This window comes from Planotetraspora sp. A-T 1434 (assembly GCF_025420585.1).
Taxonomy (GTDB): domain Bacteria; phylum Actinomycetota; class Actinomycetes; order Streptosporangiales; family Streptosporangiaceae; genus JAOEGB01.
In genome coordinates this window covers 111,053-131,711 of record NZ_JAOEGB010000015.1, presented here as the reverse complement: position 1 = coordinate 131,711, position 20,659 = coordinate 111,053, and the positions used below count along the sequence as shown (strand labels likewise).

The 20,659-nt window shown below is 70.7% G+C and carries 18 protein-coding genes and 1 pseudogene; 9 read left to right on the top strand and 10 right to left on the bottom strand.

Annotated features, from left to right (window positions below):
* Positions 1 to 10: 10 nt before the first annotated feature.
* Positions 11 to 502 carry a ribonuclease E activity regulator RraA gene (rraA, locus tag N5079_RS20730; RefSeq protein WP_261585599.1) on the top strand — a complete coding sequence of 164 codons (492 nt, stop codon included), beginning with the start codon at positions 11 to 13 and terminating at the stop codon, positions 500 to 502.
* Positions 503 to 706: 204 nt separating this feature from the next.
* Here rraA and cysS read toward each other — a convergent pair whose 3' ends face one another.
* The 7 genes from cysS to N5079_RS20695 all read right to left on the bottom strand — a co-directional run bounded on the left by cysS (position 707) and on the right by N5079_RS20695 (position 10,195).
* Positions 707 to 2,098, bottom strand: coding sequence for a cysteine--tRNA ligase (cysS, locus tag N5079_RS20725; protein ID WP_261585598.1), 1,392 nt, complete (start codon positions 2,096 to 2,098; stop codon positions 707 to 709).
* 9 nt (positions 2,099 to 2,107) lie between these two features.
* Positions 2,108 to 3,967, bottom strand: a complete 1,860-nt coding sequence (locus N5079_RS20720) for a sigma factor-like helix-turn-helix DNA-binding protein (RefSeq protein WP_261585597.1) — start codon at positions 3,965 to 3,967, stop codon at positions 2,108 to 2,110.
* Positions 3,968 to 4,016: 49 nt separating this feature from the next.
* Positions 4,017 to 6,077: a UvrD-helicase domain-containing protein gene (locus N5079_RS20715; RefSeq protein WP_261585596.1), complete on the bottom strand. Its 2,061-nt coding sequence runs from the start codon at positions 6,075 to 6,077 to the stop codon at positions 4,017 to 4,019.
* A gap of 4 nt (positions 6,078 to 6,081) precedes the next feature.
* Complete coding sequence (locus N5079_RS20710; protein WP_261585595.1) at positions 6,082 to 7,926, bottom strand: hypothetical protein; 1,845 nt, start codon at positions 7,924 to 7,926, stop codon at positions 6,082 to 6,084.
* Between the two features lie 69 nt (positions 7,927 to 7,995).
* A complete protein-coding gene (locus tag N5079_RS20705) occupies positions 7,996 to 8,772 on the bottom strand; it encodes a class I SAM-dependent methyltransferase (RefSeq protein ID WP_261585594.1) in 777 nt (258 codons plus the stop codon).
* A 74-nt stretch (positions 8,773 to 8,846) separates the two neighbouring features.
* A complete protein-coding gene (locus N5079_RS20700) occupies positions 8,847 to 9,929 on the bottom strand; it encodes an ABC transporter substrate-binding protein (RefSeq protein WP_261585593.1) in 1,083 nt (360 codons plus the stop codon).
* An 11-nt stretch (positions 9,930 to 9,940) separates the two neighbouring features.
* Positions 9,941 to 10,195, bottom strand: coding sequence for a hypothetical protein (locus N5079_RS20695; protein ID WP_261585592.1), 255 nt, complete (start codon positions 10,193 to 10,195; stop codon positions 9,941 to 9,943).
* Positions 10,196 to 10,293: 98 nt separating this feature from the next.
* On the opposite strand from N5079_RS20695, the gene fdxA reads away from it, so the two are divergent.
* The 6 genes and pseudogenes from fdxA (at position 10,294) to dapE (ending at position 14,867) form a co-directional block, all read left to right on the top strand.
* Entirely contained in the window at positions 10,294 to 10,620 is a 327-nt protein-coding gene (fdxA, locus tag N5079_RS20690) for a ferredoxin (protein ID WP_261585591.1), read from the top strand.
* A 34-nt stretch (positions 10,621 to 10,654) separates the two neighbouring features.
* Positions 10,655 to 11,734: a succinyldiaminopimelate transaminase gene (dapC, locus tag N5079_RS20685; RefSeq protein WP_261585590.1), complete on the top strand. Its 1,080-nt coding sequence runs from the start codon at positions 10,655 to 10,657 to the stop codon at positions 11,732 to 11,734.
* Between the two features lie 11 nt (positions 11,735 to 11,745).
* Positions 11,746 to 12,396, top strand: coding sequence for a DUF4178 domain-containing protein (locus N5079_RS20680; protein ID WP_261585589.1), 651 nt, complete (start codon positions 11,746 to 11,748; stop codon positions 12,394 to 12,396).
* 57 nt (positions 12,397 to 12,453) lie between these two features.
* Positions 12,454 to 13,218 carry a hypothetical protein gene (locus N5079_RS20675; RefSeq protein ID WP_261585588.1) on the top strand — a complete coding sequence of 255 codons (765 nt, stop codon included), beginning with the start codon at positions 12,454 to 12,456 and terminating at the stop codon, positions 13,216 to 13,218.
* Positions 13,219 to 13,250: 32 nt separating this feature from the next.
* Positions 13,251 to 13,803 (top strand): annotated as a pseudogene (locus N5079_RS20670) (DapH/DapD/GlmU-related protein).
* 11 nt (positions 13,804 to 13,814) lie between these two features.
* Positions 13,815 to 14,867: a succinyl-diaminopimelate desuccinylase gene (dapE, locus tag N5079_RS20665; RefSeq protein WP_261585587.1), complete on the top strand. Its 1,053-nt coding sequence runs from the start codon at positions 13,815 to 13,817 to the stop codon at positions 14,865 to 14,867.
* A gap of 102 nt (positions 14,868 to 14,969) precedes the next feature.
* Here the strand turns inward: dapE and N5079_RS20660 are convergent, their stop codons facing one another.
* On the bottom strand, positions 14,970 to 17,198 hold the full coding sequence (locus tag N5079_RS20660) for a bifunctional polysaccharide deacetylase/glycosyltransferase family 2 protein (protein WP_261585586.1): 2,229 nt from the start codon (positions 17,196 to 17,198) through the stop codon (positions 14,970 to 14,972).
* A gap of 681 nt (positions 17,199 to 17,879) precedes the next feature.
* On the opposite strand from N5079_RS20660, the gene N5079_RS20655 reads away from it, so the two are divergent.
* Positions 17,880 to 18,092: a hypothetical protein gene (locus tag N5079_RS20655; RefSeq protein WP_261585585.1), complete on the top strand. Its 213-nt coding sequence runs from the start codon at positions 17,880 to 17,882 to the stop codon at positions 18,090 to 18,092.
* 52 nt (positions 18,093 to 18,144) lie between these two features.
* Here N5079_RS20655 and N5079_RS20650 read toward each other — a convergent pair whose 3' ends face one another.
* Positions 18,145 to 18,504 (bottom strand): winged helix-turn-helix transcriptional regulator, encoded by a 360-nt coding sequence (locus tag N5079_RS20650; RefSeq protein ID WP_261585584.1) that lies wholly within the window; start codon positions 18,502 to 18,504, stop codon positions 18,145 to 18,147.
* 150 nt (positions 18,505 to 18,654) lie between these two features.
* Between N5079_RS20650 and N5079_RS20645 the strand changes: the two genes are divergently transcribed.
* Positions 18,655 to 19,563 carry an alpha/beta fold hydrolase gene (locus tag N5079_RS20645; RefSeq protein WP_261585583.1) on the top strand — a complete coding sequence of 303 codons (909 nt, stop codon included), beginning with the start codon at positions 18,655 to 18,657 and terminating at the stop codon, positions 19,561 to 19,563.
* A gap of 565 nt (positions 19,564 to 20,128) precedes the next feature.
* Here N5079_RS20645 and N5079_RS20640 read toward each other — a convergent pair.
* Positions 20,129 to 20,545: a pyridoxamine 5'-phosphate oxidase family protein gene (locus tag N5079_RS20640; protein ID WP_261585582.1), complete on the bottom strand. Its 417-nt coding sequence runs from the start codon at positions 20,543 to 20,545 to the stop codon at positions 20,129 to 20,131.
* Positions 20,546 to 20,659 lie beyond the last annotated feature (114 nt).

The window sequence follows — 20,659 nt, the reverse complement described above, 5'->3', positions numbered from 1 at the left end:
GAATGCGGCCATGACGTTCGCCACCGCTGATCTCTTCGATGCTCACGGCGACGCGCTGAGCAGCTGCGTCACCCAGTTCCGCTCGTACGGCTCCCGCACCCGGTTCTCCGGGCCGATCGCCACGGTCCGCTGCCTGGAGGACAACGCGCTCGTGAAGCAGGTGCTCGCGGCCCCGGGGCAGGGCCGGGTGCTCGTCGTGGACGGCGGCGGCTCGCTGCGGACGGCCCTGATGGGCGATCTGATCGCCGCCTCCGCCGTGAAGAACGGCTGGTCCGGTGTGATCATCAACGGCGCGGTCAGGGACACGGTGGCCCTCGGCCGGCTCGACCTGGGGATCAAGGCGCTCGGCTCGAATCCGCGCAAGAGCGCCAAGCACGGCCTGGGAGAGGTCGACGTCCCGGTGAGCTTCGGCGGCGTGACCTTCACGCCGGGGGAGTGGCTCTACAGCGACGAGGACGGCGTCGTCGTCAGCGCTCGGAGCCTCCTAAAATTTGACCCGTGACCATGTCGTGATCATGCACAAGTTCCCGGCCATGCGTCCCAAGGTGTCCATCTCCCGACCGTGATCATGCACGGGTTCCCGGGCGGGGTGTCTGAGCTGGCCACATCTGGGCCGTGATCATGCATCGTTGCCCCGGTGCGCCCTTACATGATCACCAATCGCATTTCGCCAGGTCAAGTGGCACGCCAAGGAAACCCTGCATGATCACGGCTGGAGGGGTTGGGCGGTTTGGCCCTCGGGGGTGTCCGACACTCGCACCCCGAGCTCGGTCAGCTCGTCGCGGAGCCGGTCCGAGGCGGCCCAGTCCCCTGCCGCCCGCGCGCGCTCGCGCCGTTCGAGCAGCTCGGAGGCGCCGGGCGGCAGCACGGAGACCTTGCCGATCTCGGTCGACAGGTCCAGGCCCAGGATGTGGTCGAAGTGGAGGAACGTCTCGAACCGGGATCCGGGAGCCACCGAGTCGTCCCGTTCGAGGTCCCGCAGCAGGCGCAGGGCCAGCGGCGTGTCGAGGTCGTCGTCGAGCGCCTGCTGGATCCGCGCGGAGTGCCCGGCGTCGATCGGGCGGCTCGGTGACTCCGCCCACTCGGCCACTCGCAGCCGCCACCGCCTGAGCGTCCGGTCGGCCGCCCGGAGGGTGTCCCACGTCAGGTTCATCTGCTGCCGGTAGCGGTGCTCCATCAGGGCCAGCCGTATGGCCAGCGGGTCGAGACCGGCCTCGGCGACGTCGGACAGGAGCACGACGTTGCCGGTCGACTTGGACATCTTGCGGCCGTCGAAGAGCAGGTGCTCGCCGTGGACCCAGTGGCCGACGACCTCGTGGCCGGTGGCCGCGTTCGACTGGGCCCGCTCGTCCTCGTGGTGGGGGAAGCGCAGGTCTATGCCGCCCGTGTGGACGTCGACACGGTCCCCGAGGAAGCGCAGCGACATGGCCGAGCACTCGACGTGCCAGCCGGGGAAGCCGCGGCCCCAGGGAGCGTCCCAGGTCATCTCGCGCCCGGAGGCCTTCCACAGGGCCCAGTCGGCGTGGAACCGCTTGCGCGAGTCAACGCCCTCGACCCGGTGGCCGGGCTTGAGCTGATCAAGCCGATTCCCTGAAATTTCGCCGTAAGTCGGGAACGACGTCGCGTCGAAGAACACGGAGCCGTCCGGCACGGCGTAGGCGTGGCCCTTCTCGATCAGCCGGGCGATCAGCTCGATCATCAGGTCGATCGTCTCGGTGGCCCGTGGTGTGTGCCGCGGCGTGTGGATGTTCAGCGCCAGCGTGTCACGCCGGAACGCGTCCTCGTAGAACCGCGCGATCTCCAGCGCGGAGCGACCCTCCCGCCGGGCCTGGGCCAGGACCTTGTCCTCGCCGGTGGGATCGATCTCGGCGTCGTCCACCAGGTGGCCCACGTCGGTGATGTTCTGGCAGACGACGGCCCGCAGCCCGTGCCGCTCCGCCACCCGCCTGATCAGGTCGGACAGCAGGTACGACCGCAGGTTTCCCACGTGGGCGTGCCGGTAGACGGTCGGGCCGCAGGTGTACATCCGAAGGACCCGCGACCCCGCCGGGACGATCGGCTCCACCTGCCTGGCGCGCGTGTCGTAGAGCCGCAACATGCTCCGAGCCTACGAGAGGAACCCCAGGATGTCGCGATCGCCCCTTTCGCGGAGACGCTCGAGGATCTCTTCGCGGAGAGCGCCGTCCGGGAGGCCGATGCGGGCGCCGATGAGCCGCAGCCCCTCCGCCTCGGACGCCACGGGAGCCGTGTAGCCGATGAGGTGCAGGGCCTGGTTGAGCGCCGGAACGCTCGCCGCCGCGGCCGGCAGGAAGCGGGTGAGCAGCTCGCCGCCGTCGGAGACGGTCAGGAAGACGTGGTCGCCCTCCGCGGCGTTGTACTCCGCGAGCACCGGCCTGATGGAGCCCATCGTCGGCTGGTTGTGCCAGCTGATCACCACCTCGCCCTGCGCCGTGGAGGCGGTGAGCTGCCCGCCCGGAGCCATCCCGAGGTGGGCGGCGAACCCGGTCGGGAGCGGCGAGCCCGAGCCGCGCAGGTGCTCGGCGTTGACGTCGACCCGGTGCCACCAGCGGCCGTCGCGGCTGCGGAAGCAGCGGCGGGTCATCGACACGTCCCGGCGCGGCTGGTACGGCTCGGCGTGCTCCTGCCCGGCGACCCTGATCCAGCCCCGCTGAGTGCGCTCGAACCCGGGGCCGCCGGCGTACGCCCGGACCGAGCTCTCGCTCACCTCGTAGCGGGAGGTCAGGTTGCCCACGACCGTGCTGACCGAGGCCTCGCCCCCGGCCCGCTCGATCTCCCGGATGATCATCTCGCGGATGCCCAGATACTCCTCGCCGCCCCAGCGCCGTAGGCCGTACTTGTTGCGGTCGAGGCGGAGGAACCGCTCGTCGGCCGTTAGCTGGTTGCGGATCCCCACGAGGCTATAGTCCTCGCCGATCCGCGTCTGGATCTCCTCGGGCGTCAGCGGCGTCCCGGCGACGGCCAGGACGGCCTCGGCCTTGTCGTTGACGCTGCGCGGCCACGGGACGACGTGCCCCTCCAGGAGCCGCAGGTGCGGCACGAAGGCGAGCCACCGCTCGGCCAGGTCCTCCCGGATCCCGAGCTGGGACACCATGGACACGGCCTCCTCCAGCGGCCGCGGCCCGTCGGTGAAGAGCTGCCGCGTCTTCTCCCTCAGCTCGTCGGCGCCTCCTGCGACCAGCCAGCCGTCCACCTGCTCGTAGCCCGTCAGGAGCGTGCGGACGAAGCGCCACGCCGGGATGGCGAGGGTGGCCAGGTCGGTGCGGTGCCAGGGCACCGCCGCGGCGAGGTCGTCGGCCGGTACGGCGGAGCCGAGCCGGGTGCGCAGCCACGACAGGTGGGCGGTGAGAGGGGCAGCCTCGGGGCTCGCCAGCCACGCGACGACGTGGTCGCGGAGATCGCGCTCGATCTGCCGGATGCGCTCGCGGGTGACGGAGAACCGCTGGGCCAGGTCGTCGAGCGTGGCCCGCTGCCCGGCCTCCTCCGAGGCGTCGAAGTAGAGGCGGTCCCTGGCGATGGCCCGCTGCCGGTCGTCCAGGCGGGCGAAGACCTCGTCGATGATCTCGGGCAGCGGCCGCTCGGGCAGCGCGGGCGGGACGGGGGCGTCCGAGGCGCCCTCGGAGGGCTCCGTCGCCAGCAGCTTGTCGATCACCCCGATGAACAGCTTGTGCACGCTCTCGCGCGGCCCCGGCGTCTGGAGGCTCTCCTCAGGATCGGTGAACCTGAGCAGCGGCAGGATGTCGCCGAGGACCAGATGTCCCCAGCAGGCGGTCGTGAGGTCGGCAAGCCGGGACGCGACCTGGGCCGTGCCCACCGTCGCGCACGCCCGGTCGAGCGGTAGTGCCTGCCACCACGCGTCGGGGAGACCGGGGTCGCTCGCGATCGGCTCTACTTGGCTGGGTGCGGTCCAGCGCAGCGGAGGCACGATGTCGCTCAGGCTCAGATTCAATGCAGGTCCAACCGGCAAGGGGAATATATCCGCAGTTCAGACTATGGGATCAGGCGGGCAGGAAGGGACTCGCCCGGCCGGAATAGGACACGTAGAGCAGCTCGCCGGCCCGCGTGCACGCCACGTACAGCAGCCCCCGTTCCCTTTGCAGATCGTGTGCCCGGGCCGCCGGATCCTCGGCGGCCGGGGTCAGCGCGTCGGGCGCCGGCACGATTCCGTCAGCCACGCCTATCACGGCCACCCGGCGGAATTCCAGCCCCTTCATCCCGTGGAGCATGGTCACCTTGACCGTTATGCCGGCCTCGCGCAGTGCCGTACGGGCCGTCTTGACCAGGTCGGCGGTGCGTGCGGCGACGGCGATCTCCCGCGTGGGCACGCCTTCCTTGAGCCATCCGGCGATGTGAGAGACGAGTCCAGAGATTTCGGCTTCAGGGCTGACGTATCCCAGGACGATCGGCCGGGGCCCGTGCCGCACCGCGCGGTAGCCGTACAGCTCGGCGTTGCCCTCGACGAGGCCGTCGGCCGGCCCGCCGCCGCGCAGCCGCACGCCCCATGACAGGATCTCCTGCGGCAGCCGGTAGGAGATCTTGAGGTGGAACCTGCGGGCCGGGATGCCGAGCGCGGCCAGCGCGACCCTGGTGTCGAACATGCGCTGGTGCGGGTCGCCCACCACGAAGAGGTCGTTCGGGGCGGCGGGCACCGCCGCCCGCAGCAGCCGCCACTGGGCCGGGTGCAGGTCCTGCCCCTCGTCCACCACGATGTGCCGGTACGGCTCCCGCCCCGGGGCCTCGTCGCCGAGCAGGTCGCCGGTGGCCTGCCCGAGCAGCGCGGCCGCGTCGGAGGCCAGTTGCAGGAGCGTCCGGCGGCCGCCCTCCCTCAGCCGCCCGACGACGTGCTGGACGGCCTCCCACACGCCGTCGCGGCTCTCCGCGCTCAGCTCGACGCTCCGGCCGGGACGGTGGGCCGCCTGATACTCCTCCAGCGTGCGGAGGTTCTGGGCCAGGATGACCTGCTCCCACTCGCGCAGCAGGAACGCGGCCCCGAACCGGCTGCCCGCCGCTTCCTGCCATAAGGTGGCCAGGTCTCCGGCGCCGACCAGGGCCGGCGAGCGCCCCTCCGCCTCGGAGACGATGCGATGGGCGAGCCGGTCCACGTTGCCGACCTCGACGCGTTTGCGGACCATCTCGTCGTCGAGGAGCATGTCCAGCCGCGAGGAGAGCTCGGTGGCGAGGCCCTGGGAGAAGGTCACCAGCAGGACCGGCCCGTTGCCGGCGCGCGCGAGGTAGGCCGCCCGGTGCAGCGCGATGATCGTCTTTCCGGTGCCCGCGCCGCCGGTCACGAGCACGGGCCAGTCGTACCGCTTCCAGTGGGAGTAGGTGTGCTGCGGCGGGTGGAGGAAGGTGCACCAGTGCGGCAGCGTGAGGATCCGGTCGAGCTCGTGCCGGTCGGCGGCGAACGCGGCCTGGCCGGGGCTGCGCCACAGCGCGGCCGCCAGGTCGTCGGGATCGACCACGTCGACGGCCGACGCCCGGCAGTGGTCCAGCTCCCGCCAGGCCGCCGCCAGCGAGCCGCCCCGGGCCAGGGCCCACAGAGGGGCGAACTGGCTCTCCGGCAGCAGCGGCTCCACCGCGGTCAGATGCGTCTCGGAGGTCATCAGCCGCAGGAGGGGAAGCAGCCGGTGGTCGATGCCGATGCCCAGGAGGTCGGCGTCGCAGATGTGGGCGAACAGCCGCAGGTCCGTGCTCTCCGCCGCCCTCGACAGTGCGGGCTCGATCCGTTCCAGCGCCTCGGCGTCCCAGGTCTCGATCACCCCGATCGCGGGGTTCACCCCGAACCGGTGCCGCTGCGCGTACGACCACGCCTCGGCGTCGGGCAGCACGGTGAGGAGCCAGTAGACGTCGCCCTGCCGTACGGTGACGCCGCGATGGCGGTCGGCGAGGCGCAGGGTGGCCACGCGCGGGTCGCGGCTGTTGCGCACCCTCTCCGGATGGGGGGCCGCCGGCGAGTTGCTCAGGAACCGGCGTACCGCGACGACCGCGTCCCGCCGCACCGGCCGGGACAGTGCGTCGAGCTCCTGGGTGAACTCCGGGGAGATCGCGAGCCGGGGCACCGCGCTATCCCAGCAGGGACAGCAGGTCGCGGTCCCCGCGTTCTCGCAGCCGCGTGAGGAGCTCCGGCTTTCCGGCGGGCCCGCTGAGCCCGATCCTCGTCGCGATCACCCGGACCGCCTGGTCCTGGGTGCCTCCGGGGGCGGTGTAGCCCACCAGGCGCAGCGCCCGGGTGGTCGGGTCGCCGCCGCTCGCCGCCGGGAGGTGCCGCACCCGCAGCATCCCCTCGTCGGAGAGCGTCAGGAAGATGTGGCTTCCCTCCTTGGCGGCCACCTCGCCGAGGATCCGCCGGAGCGAGCCGAGAGCCGGGCGGCCGTTCCACGCCAGGGGGACGTCTCCGGCCGCGCTCTTGACGGTACGGCTGCCGCCCGGAGCGAGGCCCAGATAGGCGGCGAAGCCGGTCGGCAGGGGCACCTCGGCGCCGCCTAGGTGCTCGCCCGTGACGTCCACCCGGAGCCACCAGCGCCCGTCCGGCTGCCGGAAGCACCTCCGGGTGAGCGCCACGTCCTTGAGCGGGCCCTGAGCACTCTGGGTTTTGGCGGGGCTCGCGGTTTTCTGGGGGCTGTCGGTTTTCGCGTGGCTGTCGGTTTTCGGGGGGCTTGGGGTTTTCGTGGGGGTCTGCGCGGCGGACGGGCGTGAGCCGTTGCCGTTGCTGCTCTGGATCCGCAGCTGGGGCACGTTCTCCAGCCACTCCTTGGCCACGTCGGGATGGATGCCGAGGGTGGAGACGAGCTCCAGGGCGCGGGAGACCGTCGGAGGCCGGTCGGAGTCGAGGATCAGGCGGCGCGTCCTGCCGTGCAGCTCCCCGAGATCTCCGGCCACCAGCCAGTCGCCGGAGACCCGGTAACCGGGCAGCGTGGTCAGGACGAACTGCCAGGCCGGCACGTCGAGCGAGCGCAGCTCCCGCTCGTGCCACTCCACCGCCGTGACCAGCCGGGACTTGGGCGCCGCCACCCCCAGGAGCCCGGCGACCCACTTCAGGTGCCTGCCGTACGGCTCCGCCTCCGGCCGGGCCAGCCACTCCGCCAGCCGGGCCCGCAGGGCGGTCTCCAGCGCCTGGATGACATCGGGGGAGACGGCCAGCAGCTTGGCGAGCTCCTCGACGGCCGAGGGGGCGTCGGTGAACACCCGGTTCTGGGCGACCATCCAGGTCCTGTCGTCCAGATCGGCGAAGGCGGCGTCGATGAGCGCGGGGAAGTCGAGGTCGACGGGCCGGGACGGCTCCGGCTCCCGGTCCGGCGGCGGGGCCGGCGCAGGGACCGGCTCTGGGGCCGGGATCACCGGCGAGATCGGCTCGATGGGCTCTACCGGTTCGATCGGAGCCACCGGTTCGATCGGGAGCGCCGGCTCGATCGGAGGGACCGGTTCGATCGGTTCTACGGGCTCGATGGGTTCTACGGGCTCCGCGGGCTCGATCGGTTCCACCGGCTGGGCGGGGGTGGCCTGCTGGGGCGCGAGCCGTACGAACACGGCGGTGAAGAGCGCGGTCAGCACGGGGCGGGCCTTGATGAACGGCTGGTCGGCGAGCTCGCGGCCGGAGAGGGCTAACAGGCCGGGCCACGACCCCACCCGGTCGAGCGCGATCGCGACCTGCGGGTCGTCCGCCTCGTCCGGATCGAGCACGTGCAGCGCGGGCAGCACGTCGCCCACCGCCGCGGCCGGCCAGTGCTCCAGCGCCAGGTCCGTCAGCAGCTCGCCGAGCGCGTCGGGATCCATGGCGCCGAGGACACGCTCCATCGGCAGGCTCCGCCACCAGGCGTCGGGCAGGTCGGCATGGTCGCCAAGGAGGCCGATGCGGGCGGCGTCACTCCAGCGCAACGGTGGCACGAGGTCACTCAGGCAGAAGTTCATGCTTTCCCCATCACTCCATAAGACCAGACCATAGTCTGGCAAATCCCCCAGCCGCGGTAGGCATTTCCGTCAGTGACGCACGGCGGCGAAGCGAAGGCGCACGTAGTCGGCCATCCACCCGGACTCCCGGCGCAGGGCGGGGGCGGCGAGCTCGTTGACGCGCCGGAGCAGCGGCTCCACGTTCGCGGGCGGCACGCCGTCCAGCAGCGAGCCGGCGAACATCCGCACCCAGTCGGCCGCGCCGTTCGGGCACTCGTCGAGCGGGGTGGGCCGGTCGAAGTATTCGAGGAGCCGCACCGTGAAGCCGGCCTTCTCCAGGCGATGGGCGTATTGGGCGGGGGTGGGGAAATACCAGGGCAGCTCGGGCTCCCGCAGGCCGTGCTCGCGCCAGGCGGTCAGCATCGCGGACGTCAGCGCCGCGCAGTTTCCGGCGCCGCCAAGCTCGGCCACGAACCGGCCGCCCGGCCGCAGCGCCATCCGGACGCATCCGATCACCGCGTCCGGGTCGCGGCTCATCCAGTGCAGCGCCGCGTTCGAGAAGACCGCGTCGTACGGCTGGGCGACGGTGAAGTCGTGGGCGTCGCCGACGGTGAAGTCCAGGCCGGGATGCTGGGCGATGGCCGTCTCGATCATGGAGTACGAGCCGTCGATGCCCAGGACCTCGCTGCCGCGGGCGGCGATGTCGGCGGTGAGCACGCCGGTGCCGCAGCCGAGATCGAGAACGCGCTCACCCGGCCGGGGATCGAGCAGTTCCAGGAGCGGAGCCCCGTGCGCGGAGACGTAGCCGAAGGAGCTGTCGTACGCACGGGGGTTCCACCTCGTGAGACTGGGCGTGTCGTACCGCAAGATCAGCTCGCATCCTCATACCGACGATAAGGACACACTGTACGGCTTCGGCTGGGCTCGCAGAGATGTATCCATTAACCCACGGTCTGTGGCCAATGTGCTTGGAGGTAGGACTTGGCCTGATCCTGCTCGGGGATGGTGAGAACCACCGGTGTGCCGGTGACCGGAGCGAGCTTGCCCGCGGCGTCCTTGTCGATCGTCCCGCGCATCTCCATCGCCTCCATCCGGCTCGGGCGGGCGTACCCCTTGAGATAGAGGTTCTGACCCTCGTCGGACAGCAGGAACTCCTCCCACAGCCGTGCGGCGGCCGGGTGGGGGGCGTTCACGTTGATGGCCTGGACGTAGTAGGAGGCGAGGACCGCGTCGCGGGGGATCGTCACCTGCCACGCCTGCTTGTCGTGCTCGGCGGCAACCGCCCTGGCCGTGTTGAGGTAGTCCCAGTCGAGCAGCGAGGTGGCCCGGTCGGGCTGGGTCAGCATGCCGGCCCTCTTGAGCTGGGCGAAGAAGTCCACCCCGCGGGCGGCGTCCGGCTTGCCTCCGCTGAGCGAGGCGGCCATGACGCCGCTGAAGGCCGAGGCGGTCCGCAGCGGGTCACCGGGCAGCGCCACCAGGTTCCCCGGCTTGAGCAGCGCGGCGTAGGAGGCCGGGGCCGCCATCTTCCGGGGGTTGAAGCCGATCGACATGTATCCGCCGTATCCGGCGTACCAGAGCCCCTTCGGGTCCTTCAGCCGGTCCGGGATGTCCGTCCAGCCCGTGACCTTGTAGGGCGCGAACCGCTTGGCGTTGGCGACGGCCACGTCGAGGCTCAGGTCGAACACGTCGGGGACGCCCTGCGGGCCGCCGGCGGCGTCGATCTCCTGCTGGCTGCTAGCGTCCGGGGAGACCCCGGTGACCTTGATGCCGTACTTGTCCGAGAAACGGTCGATGATCTCGCCGTAGTTCACCCAGCCGCGCGGCAGCCCCACGACGGTCAGGGCGCCCTCGTCGCGGGCCGCCTCCACGAGCCTGTCCATGGTGGCGAACCCGTCCCGCAGGGTGGTCGCCTTCGGGTTCACCGGCGGCAGATCCTTCTTCTCGGCGTTCTTGTCGGCGGCGGGCGCGGAGCACGCGGCCACCGAGACGAGCATCACCATTACAGCGCTGGCACGTACGGTCACCCTCCGTATAGTCAGCGCTCTCCGGCCGCGGGTCGAGGAGGCACGCGGGGAGGAGGCACGATCTTGGCTGCCACGACCGTCCCCTCGGCGATCTCCACGAGCGTGCCGTCCCGCTTCCGTACGGTGAGCACGCCGTCGCGCCAGGACTCCAACACGCCGACGGCGTCGCGGAACGCGCCCGAGTCCGTGCGTCGCACCGTCACCCGTCGTCCCACGTCATCGGGGGTGATGGCGACCGCCAGCCGGGCTCCGAAATGAGGGCTCATCTTGATTGGCCCCCTCCTGTTCCAGCTACTGGGCGGGCAACGCAATACTAGGTCGTAGCAACCGCGGTCAGAGTCGTGCAACCCAGAAGGAGCCCGAGGTGACGTACGTCATCGCGCAGCCTTGCGTGGACGTCCTGGACAAGGCGTGCATCGAGGAGTGCCCCGTCGATTGCATCTACGAGGGCAACCGCATGCTCTACATCCACCCCGACGAGTGCGTGGACTGCGGGGCGTGCGAGCCGGTCTGCCCGGTAGAGGCGATCTTCTACGAGGACGACCTTCCCGACCAGTGGAAGGACTTCTACAAGGCCAACGTCGATTTCTTCGAGGACCTCGGTTCGCCCGGCGGCGCCTCGAAGGTCGGAAAGATCAACAAGGACCACCCCGTTGTGGCCGCCCTCCCGCCGCAGGGTGAGGACCACTGAGCATCAGGCGGATTCGTACGGCTGGGGGGACTTCTTGATCGCGTTGCCGGACTTCCCGTGGGATCGGCTCGCCCCCTACAAGGAGTTGGCGCAGGCGCATCCGGACGGGATCGCCGACCTCTCGGTCGGCACCCCGGTCGACCCCGTGCCCTCGGTCGCGAGGGACGCCCTCGCCGAGGCCGCGGACAGCCCTGGTTACCCCCAGACGTACGGCACCCCGCGGCTGCGTGAAGCGGCCGCGGGCTGGCTGCGCCGCCGGCACGGGGTCATCGTCGACTCCGCCGACATCCTCCCCACGATCGGCTCCAAGGAACTGGTGGCCTGGCTGCCCCTGCTCCTCGGCGTCGGCCCCGGCGACCGGGTCGTCCTTCCCGAGCTGGCCTACCCGACCTACGACGTGGGCGCGCGGCTGGCCGGGGCGGAGCCGTACGCCGCGGACGGGCTGCTCGCGCTCGGGCCCGAGCGGGTGCCCCTTGTCTGGGTGAACTCGCCGTCGAACCCCACGGGCAAGGTGCTGCCCGCGGAGCACCTGCGGAAGGTCGTCTCGTGGGCGCGGGAGCGCGGCGCCGTGGTGGCGTCCGACGAGTGCTACATCGAGCTCGGCTGGGAGGACGATCCCGTCTCGATCCTCCACCCGGACGTGTGCGGCGGCTCCCATGAAGGGCTCCTCGCGGTGCACTCGCTGTCCAAGCGGTCGAACTTCGCCGGATACCGTGCCGGGTTCGTCGCGGGCGACCCCGTGCTCGTGAAACGGCTCCTCGAGGTGCGCAAGCACGCGGGGATGATGGTGCCGGCCCCGATCCAGGCGGCCATGGCGGCCGTGCTCGACGACGACGAGCACGCCGACGAGCAGCGGGAGCGGTACGCCCGGCGCAGGGCCGCGCTCCGCCCGGCGCTGGAGCGGGCCGGATGGCGGATCGAGCACTCCGCGGCCGGGCTCTACCTGTGGGCCACCGACGGCACCGGATGCTGGGATCAGGTTCGCGCTCTGGCCGAAAAAGGGATTTTGGTAGCCCCGGGCGATTTTTACGGAGACGCAGGTCGGGAGCATGTGCGGATCGCCGTCACGGCCACCGACGAGCGGATCGATGCGGCGGTGCTCCGCCTCCAGTAGGATCGCGCGGCATGACGGCAGCGGTCGTGCTCATCCTGGGTGTCGCGACACTCGTCATCGTGCTGGGCGCGTTCGTGGCGACCGCCCGGCAGGGCCGGACCATCGTTCCGGCGGCTCCACCGCCGCCCCCGGAGCCGGAGCAGCAGCCGGCGGCGGCCAGGGCAACGGTGACCCGCGCGGACTACTTCGACCCCCGGACGATCAAGGTGGGCGACACCGTGCACGTCGAGGGAGTGCGCTCCCGGGCGATCGGCGCGCTCCACGTGTCTTGGCAGGGCTCCGAGTGGACCGATTACCTCCTCGACGACGGCACCCGGCGTTACCAGTGGCTGTCGGTCGAGGAGCGGCGCGGCCTGGCGGACGCCGACCCCCGTCACCTGGAGGTCCTGTTGTGGACCTTGGTCCCGACCGAGGGCATGGTCCCCGCCCGGCACATGCTGATCATGGAGGGCGTCGAATTCTCCCCCGTCGAGCGGGGGACGGCGGCCTTCCGCTCCGAGGGCGTGACCGGCCATCCGGACAAGGGCCTGCTGGACTTCGCCGACTACCGCGCCGACGACGGCCGCCTGCTGTCCTTCGAGCGTGTGCAGGGCGGCCAGTGGCAGGCGTGCTACGCCCAGGCCCTCACTCCCGGATCGATCCGCGTGGAGCGGCTGCCCTGAGGCGCCGGGTAGGTTCGGAACGTGACATGGCGCCTTTCCCGAACGGCACTGACCATCATGGTCATCGTCGCCCTGCTGACGGCGGGCATCTTCTACGGCGCCTACCACTTGCTCAAGAAGGCACAGCCGTTCGCTCTGGGCGAACACTGCCTCATCAAGGCCCCTGACGGCACGCTCGACCTCGACATCGACCAGGCGCAGATCGCCGCCACCATCGCGGCCGTCGCGGCGCGGCGCGGCCTCTCCGAGCGGGCGTTGCAGATCGCCTACGTCACCGCCATCCAGGAGTCCAAGCTCGCCAACCTGCCGTACGGCGACCTCGACTCGGTGGGGGTCTTCCAGCAGCGGCCCTCGCAGGGCTGGGGCACGGTGAAGCAGCTCCAGGACCCGGTCTACGCGACCAGGAGATTCTTCGTCGCCCTGGAGAAGGTCAAGCACTACAAGACCATGCCGCTGCACGAGGCGGCGCAGGCCGTCCAGCGCTCGGCCGACGGCTCGGCGTACGCCGAGCACGAGTCGTCCGCGAAGATCCTCTCCGCGGCGTTCACGGGCCGCGTTCCCAAGGCGGTCCACTGCTGGTACCCCCCGGCGGACAAGCCCGTCACACCGCAGCCCGACGAGGCGCGCAAGCAGCTGATCCGCGCCCTCGGCGAGGACGCCGCGGCCAGGCGCGGCTGGCTGGTCGCCGCCTGGTACGTCACGCACGCCCAGAAGTACGGCCTGCGCGAGGTGCGCTATGACGGGGTGTCCTGGACGGCTGTGGCGGGCCACGACGGCTGGCTGAAGGACGCGAAGGCATCCGGATCCGTGCGGATCACATAGGACGTGCCCCCGCCCGGTTAAGCTCGCCTGCCATGAGGTTCACCAGCTCCCGGCCGGCGGCCGTCGACGAGCTGTGGGAGCGGCGGGCGGAGCTGAGCCCGGCGGACGCGCAGGCGCGCGGCGTCGTGGTGGCCGCGGTCGACATGCTGGACACCGGCAGGGCCCGGGTCGCCTTCGTCGACGAGAGCACCGGCGACGTGGTCGTCGACGAGCGGGCCAAGCGGGCGATCCTGCTGGCCTTCAAGGTCCTTGCTGGAGCCTCCCAACGCGGTGCCGGTCGTCATCGAGGACGGCGCGCTGATCGGAAGCCGCGCGATGATCGTTGAGGGCGCCCGGGTCGGCAGGGGCGCGGTGGTCGGCGCGGGCACGATCCTGTCGGCCTCCATGCCGGTCATCGACGTCCAGACCGGCGCCGAGATCGCCCGTGGCCGGGTCCCGGACTGGTGCGTGGCGGTGGGCGGGACCAGGCCCAGGGAGTTCCCCGGCGGGACCTTCGGCCTCCTGTGCGTGCTGGTGCTGAGGCGCCTCGCCGAGGGCACCCGTCACGACAAGGCCGAGCTGAGCGACTTCCTGCGTGACCACTAGTGTGAGGGGGCATGTGGCTTGACCTTGCACAGGACGTCGGAACGCTGACGGCGCGGCTCGTGGACATCGAGTCGGTGAGCGGAGGCGAGAAGGCGCTCGCCGACGCCATCGAGGAGGCGCTCACCCCGCTCTCCCACCTGACCGTGGACCGCGCCGGCGAGAACATCGTGGCCCGGACGAACCTCGGTCGCCCGGAGCGGGTGGTGATCGCCGGGCACCTCGACACCGTCCCAATCGCGGGCAACCTCCCCAGCCGGGTCGAGGGCGACCTGCTCTACGGCTGCGGCACCTCCGACATGAAGAGCGGCGTGGCCGTCCAGCTCAAGCTCTGCCTGCTGGAGAACCCCAACCGCGACCTCACCTTCGTCTTCTACGAGTGCGAGGAAATCGAGGCCGAACGGAGCGGCCTGCTGCGGCTCACCCGCGACCACCCTGACTGGCTCGCCGGCGACTTCGCGGTCGTCATGGAGCCGACGGACGGGCTGATCGAGGGCGGCTGCCAGGGCACGCTTCGCGCCGAAATCGTGGCGCGTGGAGCCCGCGCGCACAGCGCCAGGTCGTGGGAGGGCGTCAACGCCATCCACGGCATCAAGCCGATCATCGACATCCTCAGCGCCTACGAGCCCCGGCGTCCCGTCGTGGACGGCCTGCGGTACCACGAGGGGCTGAACGCCATCGCCGTGCGGGGCGGGGTCGCGGGGAACGTGATCCCCGACGAGTGCGTGGTGAGCGTCAACTACCGGTTCGCCCCCGACTTGACCGTGGAGGAGGCGTTCGACCACGTCCGCGAGCTGTTCGACGGCTTCGAGGTGCGGCTCATGGACGGCGCCCCCGGAGCCCGGCCCGGCCTGACCCACCCGGTGGCGGCGGCCTTCGCCGAGGCCATCGGCGGCACGCCGCGCGCCAAGCTGGGCTGGACCGACGTGGCGCGGTTCTCCGCCCTCGGCATGCCGGCCGTGAACTGCGGCCCCGGCAACCCCAACCTCGCCCACACCGCCGGTGAGAACGTGAGCCTCGCCATGATCGCGGAGACCGAGCGCCGCCTGCTGGCCTGGCTGAGCTGAACGGCCGCGCGGGAAGGGGCGGAAGAGGGCCGGAAAAGAGAAAGTGGCTTTCCTCGCCGGCCATTTGGCGGGGAAAGCCACTTTCAGTCCCGAGCAGCACCCTCAGCTCTTAGACGCAGCCTCCGCGACAACCGGTTCTGCGCTTTCCGGCAAAGTTTCAAGATTCTTTGACACGCTGAACGTGCCCTCCCGGCGGATCGTGTGCCAGCGCAGGCGGACGCCCAGCACGGCCGTCGCCACCGACTGGATGACCACCAGATACATGAGCTGGCGGTACACGAACTGCTGCAGCGGGAGAACCCACAGGGCGGAGACCCGCTCACGGTCGAGGTGCAGGGCGTACCAGCCCGTCATGGCCTGGACGGTGACGAAACCCGCCCACACGGCGACCACGGGCAACGGGTCGCCCACCGCCGCGCTGTAGATCGCCATGACGTCGACGACTGGAGCCAGCAGGGGCAGCACCACCTGGAACAAGGTGAGGTAGGTCAGGCAACGGCGGCCGAAGGGCCCCGGCTCCAGCAGGGCTCCCCGGTGCTTCCACATCGCCTGCAGGGTGCCGTAGCACCAGCGGTAGCGCTGGCGCCAGAGCTGGCGCAGCGACGAGGGCGCCTCGGTCCAGGCCCGTGCCTCTTCCTCGTAGACGACGCGCCAGCCGGCCCGGCAGATGGCCATCGTGAGGTCCGTGTCCTCGGCGAGGGTGTCCAGGCTGACCCGGCCGACGGACTCCAGCGCGGAGCGGCGGAACGCGCCGATCGCCCCCGGCACCGTCGCCATGCATCCGAGCAGCTCGAAAGCGCGCCGGTCGAGGTTGAACCCGATGACGTACTCGATGTGCTGCCACCGGCCGATCATTCCGCGGCGGTTGCCGACCTTGGTGTTGCCGCTGACCGCGCCGACCGACGGGTCGGCGAGCTGCCGCACCAGCATTCCGATCGTCGAAGGCTCGAAGACCGTGTCACCGTCCACCATGACGAGGATCTCGTGCCGCGCGTGGGCGATGCCCGTGTTCAGCGCCGACGGCTTGCCGCCGTTCTCCTTGCGGATCACCCGCACGCCCGGCAGCCCCAGGGACTCGGCGATGCGGGCGGTGTCGTCGGAGGAGCCGTCGTCGACGACGAGGACCTCCACCTCGCCCGCGTAGTCGGTGAAGACCAGCGACCGGACGGTGGCCTCGATGCCGGCCGCCTCGTTGTAGGCGGGAACGATGACGGTGACCGGCGGGGGCGTCTCCCAGATGGGGGCGCGGCCGCGACGGCGCCTGCCACCCCTCTCTCCCCGCGCGAGCCGGGCCCGCCGGGCGTGGACCCACGCGAGCGTGAGAAAGAACAGCAGCCTCACGAGGGTCAGGACGCCGGCGACGGCCAGGATCCAGGTCAGTGCGCCGGTGAGGGCGGCGGAGCCCCGCTGGGCCAGGCTGAGCACGCTGCCGGTGAACCGATCCGCGGCGTCCACGGAGGTGTGGGCGGACGGGAGCCCGACCGCGTCGGTGACCGTCTTGGCCGAGTAGCCCTTGCGGGACAGCCAGGTCAGCAGCCTGTCCACGGCGGCCAAGGTCTCCGCCCGGTCGCCGCCCGCGTCGTGGAGCATGATGACGGCGCCGTCACCGTTCCGTGGCAGCGCCGACTTGAAGATCTTTTCGGTCCCGGGCCGGCTCCAGTCCCTGGAGTCGAGGTCGGTGAGCACCACCAGGTAGCCCTCGGCCCCGAGGACGCGCATCGCCTTGAGTTGCTCGTCGCTCACCGAGTCGTTCGAGGAGGAGTAGGGCAGGCGCGCCAGCCGCGTGTGGATCCCGGCGGCTCCCGCGAGCGCCCTCTGGGTCAGCGACAGCTCCATTCGGGTCCGCCAGGCGGGCGTCGTGGCGATGTCGGCGTGGGTGTAGGTGTGGTTACCGATTTCATGCCCCTCCGCCACCATCCGGCGGACGAGCGCGGGTTCCTCAGCGGCCCGCGCGCCGACGACGAAGAAGGTCGCCTTCGCGTTGTGCCGCTTGAGGACGTCCAGAAGCCGGGGCGTCCAACGGGGGTCGGGTCCGTCGTCGAAGGTGAGCGCCACGGTCTTGCGGGGCATCTGGAGGCTTTCCGGCCGAGCGCCCGCCATGTTCACGACGGGTCCGCCCTCCCGGACGAGATCCATGCCGGGAGTCATCCCGGTGCCGGTGGCGATGGGAGCGTGCGTCTCCCCGACCTCGTTGTGGGCGAAGCCGTTGAGCAGCAGCCCTCCCGTGATCAGCAGCACTCCCACGGCGACGAGGAACCAGTGCGCCCTCGGGTCGGCGGGCTGTCTCGTACGGGCCCGCCTCCGCGGCCGGGTGTCGCTCCGCCGGCTCACTGCCAGGGGCCCTTGGACTTGCCCGCCTGGCCGGGAGGCATGCCGCCATGACCCGGGTTCTGAGCCTCCGACGTGGACGGCTCGGGCGTCGGGGAGGGCTCCTCCGTCGAGGGTTTCGGCGTGGGCGAGGGCGACGGCCGGCGTGTCGGAGTGGCCGGCTTCGAAGGGGACGCGGACGTCGAGGTGGGCGCTGACGCCGTTGCCGGTGGACGAGAGATGGAGCGACTGGGCTTGGCTTCCGGAGTCGGGGGGCGAGAGGAGGTCGTATGCCTGGCGGACGGTGTGGCGCCCGCCCCGCCGCCCTCAGACACGTCGGAGCCACCGGGCCAGTTCATTCCGGGGAGCTCGGTGCCGCTGACGATGCCGCCGACAAGCGTGAGGACGAGCGCTATCGCGCCGGCGCCGGTGCCCACGCCCACCATCATCAAGATCCTGCGTCGGCGTCCAGTGTGATCCACGAAGACGGCCCTGGTCTCTTGCACGTCGCCAAATCCTAGTGTCGCGGGAGAGTCGGAGCTTTCCATCGTGACATAAGGGACCTGATGTGCCATTTCACGACGAGGCGTGGACGCAGGCGCGTCCCATGGGCCACTACTGTCCTGCGTCAGAAATTCGTCCGTTAAGTCCAGAGTGGTGGTAGGGCGCGGACCGGACGGCCGAAAACTCCGGTAACGCTCTCGGATGAGGATGATCCTGGAGCGCTGGGCGCGGCGAGGTAGGTCCTCGCAGGTCCTGGCGATGCGATCCAAGATCGTGCTGACGCGCGCGGCTGGTGGGGACAACATCGAGACCGCCGCGCGGTTGCCGGTGCACCACGACTCGGTGTCCAAATGGGGGACCCGGTTCGTCCGTCTGAGGCCGGAGGGGCTGACGGACGAGCAGCCGGTGGAATGACAACCCCCGGCCGTTCGTGTGGCAGAAGCCTGCGCCTGCTGACTTGCGGTCGTCAGTCGTCGGTGGTGTGTTCTTGGCTTCGCTGGTTGGCGCGGTCGACCTCGGCCATATGTTCCTCGGCCCATGCGCGGACCGCAGCCAGCGGCCCTTCCAGTGACAGGCCGAGCGGAGTGAGCCGGTAGTACACACGTGGCGGCACCGACGGTTCCACCCGGCGGCTGACCAGGCCGTCACGAGCCATCCCCTGGAGGGTGACCGACAGCATCTTCTGTGAGACTCCGGTCATCCTGCGCTGCAGTTCCGCGAATCGCACCTCCTCCGGCGACGCCTCCGCCAGCACTTTGACGGCCATCGACATCCACTTCGTGCCGATCCGGTCGAGCAGGCGGCGGGTCGGGCACTGCGGATCCAACAGATTCCCACGATTCCCGCGAGGGGACCGCGGAGTTGAGGAGGTCACCTCGGGCTCACCACCTGTGGCAGAAGTGCGACCTTGGCCCTCCCACATTAGTCACCTACCGTTCTGTTGTCACTATTGGTAACTACCTCCCCGGAGACTCCCGTGCCTGTCGCACCGAGCCGAACGTCCAACCGCCAACGAGCCGGCGTCGAACTCCAGCGGACCAGGGTCAACGGCGTCGACCTCAACGTCGCCCTGGCCGGCGAGGGCCCGGCCGTCCTGCTCCTCCACGGCTTCCCGCACACCTGGCAACTATGGACCGACGTGCTGGACCGGCTCGCCGGGCGATACCGCGTGATCGCACCCGACCTGCGAGGACTCGGCGCGAGCTCGCGAGCGGAAGACGGCTACGACGCCGGCACACTCGCAACCGACGCCGAAGCCCTCCTTGACGCTCTCGGCGAGGACTCCGCAGCCGTGATCGGCATCGACGCGGGCACCCCGCCGGCCTTCCTGCTTGCCATGCGCCGCCCCGACCTCGTCCGACAACTCGTGGTCATGGAGTCACTCCTGGGCACACTGCCAGGCGGCGAGGAATTCCTCACCGCGGGGCCACCATGGTGGTTCGGCTTCCACACCGAACCCGGCCTCGCGGAATCCGTACTCACCGGGCACGAAGAGCAGTACATCGACTGGTTCCTCAACGCCGGCACCCTCGGACAGGGCGTAGAACCCGCCATCCGTGACGCGTTCGTCCACGCGTACACCGGAACCGAGGCCCTGCGCTGCGCCTTTTCGTACTACCGTGCGCTGCCCTCCAGCGCCCGGCAGATCCAGGAAGCCGCCCGTACGGGCCGGCTGACCGTACCCACCATGGCCATCGGCGCCCACCCCGTGGGCAGGGCACTCGAACAGCAACTACGGCCGATGGCCGACCATCTCGTCGGCCACACCATCGAGGACTGCGGCCACATCATCCCCCTGCACCGCCCCGACGCACTGCTCGGCCTTCTGGAACCATTCCTCGCCTTGGAGGGGCCCACGGCCGATCCTCACCCGGGCCACGTGTGAATCCTCGGCGCGCACGGACCCCCGGCAGTTGCCGGAAGCGGGGCCGCGCACGCCAGCACGATCTTGGATCGCATCGCCAGGACCTGTGAGGACCTACCTCGCCGGGCCCAGCGCTTCAGGATCACCCGCTCCTCATCCGAGAGCGTTACCGGAGTTTTCGGCCGTCCGGTCCGCGCCCTACCACCACGGACTTAACGGACGAATTTCTGACGCAGGACACTAGCGTGACCGGCGAGCACGTGAGCCTCGCCGTGATCGCGGAGATCGAGCGCCGCCTGCTTGCCTGGCTGAGCTGAAAGGCCAAGCTGAAGGCCCCGCCGGAGTGGCGAAAAGGGGCGGAAAAGAGAAAGTGGCTTTCCTCGCCGGCCATTTGGCGGGGAAAGCCACTTTCAGTCCCGAGCAGCACCCTCGTCTCTTAGACGGGCCCTCCGCGACAACCGGTTCCGCGTGTTCCGGCAGAATTTCAAGATATTTTCGCGGGCCGCCCGTCCGGGCAGTGACCTGCGGAAACGGGTACGCCCACCGGTCAGCCGGCCGAGTGCGCCCCTGCGGCGGCGCCTTGTCCTCAGGCGTTGCCGAGGACCCGGGTGACCCGGATCTCGACGACGACGCGTTGCGGGTTCGGGCGAGGCGGGCGGTAGCGCTCCGCATATCGGCGCTCGGCGTCGGCGATCTCTTCCGGCTCGTCCCTGATCACCGCGCGGCCCTCCAGCGTGGACCAGCGGCGCCCGTCGACCTGGCAGACGGCGACCGCAGCGCCTTCGGGGCCGGCCCCGGCGACCAGCCGGGCCTTGCGCGACCCGCGTGAAGTGATCACCCGGGCGATGCCGGCGCCGAGGTCGAGCGTCACGCCGACCGGCACGACGTGCGGCGTGCCGTCCGGGCGGACCGTGGTGAGCGTGCACAGGTGCCGCTCGCGCCAGAAGGCGGCGAACCCCTCACCGAGCCCCGCCAGATCGGGCTCCCCGGTTCCTGCCGCCATCGACTCACCTCACCATCGTTGACCTGGTTCGCAATTTATCGAACCTCGGAGAGCGCCGGCGCATGCCGTACGGGGCCATGGGCGTGAGGGGCCCTTTCACGGCCGAGTGGGGAC

What these genes read in the sequence shown, in the direction of transcription:
- cysS (WP_261585598.1), bottom strand. Translation starts at nt 2,098, where the DNA reads ATGTTGCGGCTCTACGACACGCGCGCCAGGCAGGTGGAGCCGATCGTC.
- N5079_RS20695 (WP_261585592.1), bottom strand. Translation starts at nt 10,195, where the DNA reads ATGAGCCCTCATTTCGGAGCCCGGCTGGCGGTCGCCATCACCCCCGAT.
- rraA (WP_261585599.1), top strand. Translation starts at nt 11, where the DNA reads ATGACGTTCGCCACCGCTGATCTCTTCGATGCTCACGGCGACGCGCTG.
- dapE (WP_261585587.1), top strand. Translation starts at nt 13,815, where the DNA reads ATGTGGCTTGACCTTGCACAGGACGTCGGAACGCTGACGGCGCGGCTC.
- N5079_RS20710 (WP_261585595.1), bottom strand. Translation starts at nt 7,926, where the DNA reads ATGAACTTCTGCCTGAGTGACCTCGTGCCACCGTTGCGCTGGAGTGAC.
- N5079_RS20640 (WP_261585582.1), bottom strand. Translation starts at nt 20,545, where the DNA reads ATGGCGGCAGGAACCGGGGAGCCCGATCTGGCGGGGCTCGGTGAGGGG.
- N5079_RS20655 (WP_261585585.1), top strand. Translation starts at nt 17,880, where the DNA reads ATGAGGATGATCCTGGAGCGCTGGGCGCGGCGAGGTAGGTCCTCGCAG.
- N5079_RS20675 (WP_261585588.1), top strand. Translation starts at nt 12,454, where the DNA reads ATGGTCATCGTCGCCCTGCTGACGGCGGGCATCTTCTACGGCGCCTAC.
- N5079_RS20680 (WP_261585589.1), top strand. Translation starts at nt 11,746, where the DNA reads ATGACGGCAGCGGTCGTGCTCATCCTGGGTGTCGCGACACTCGTCATC.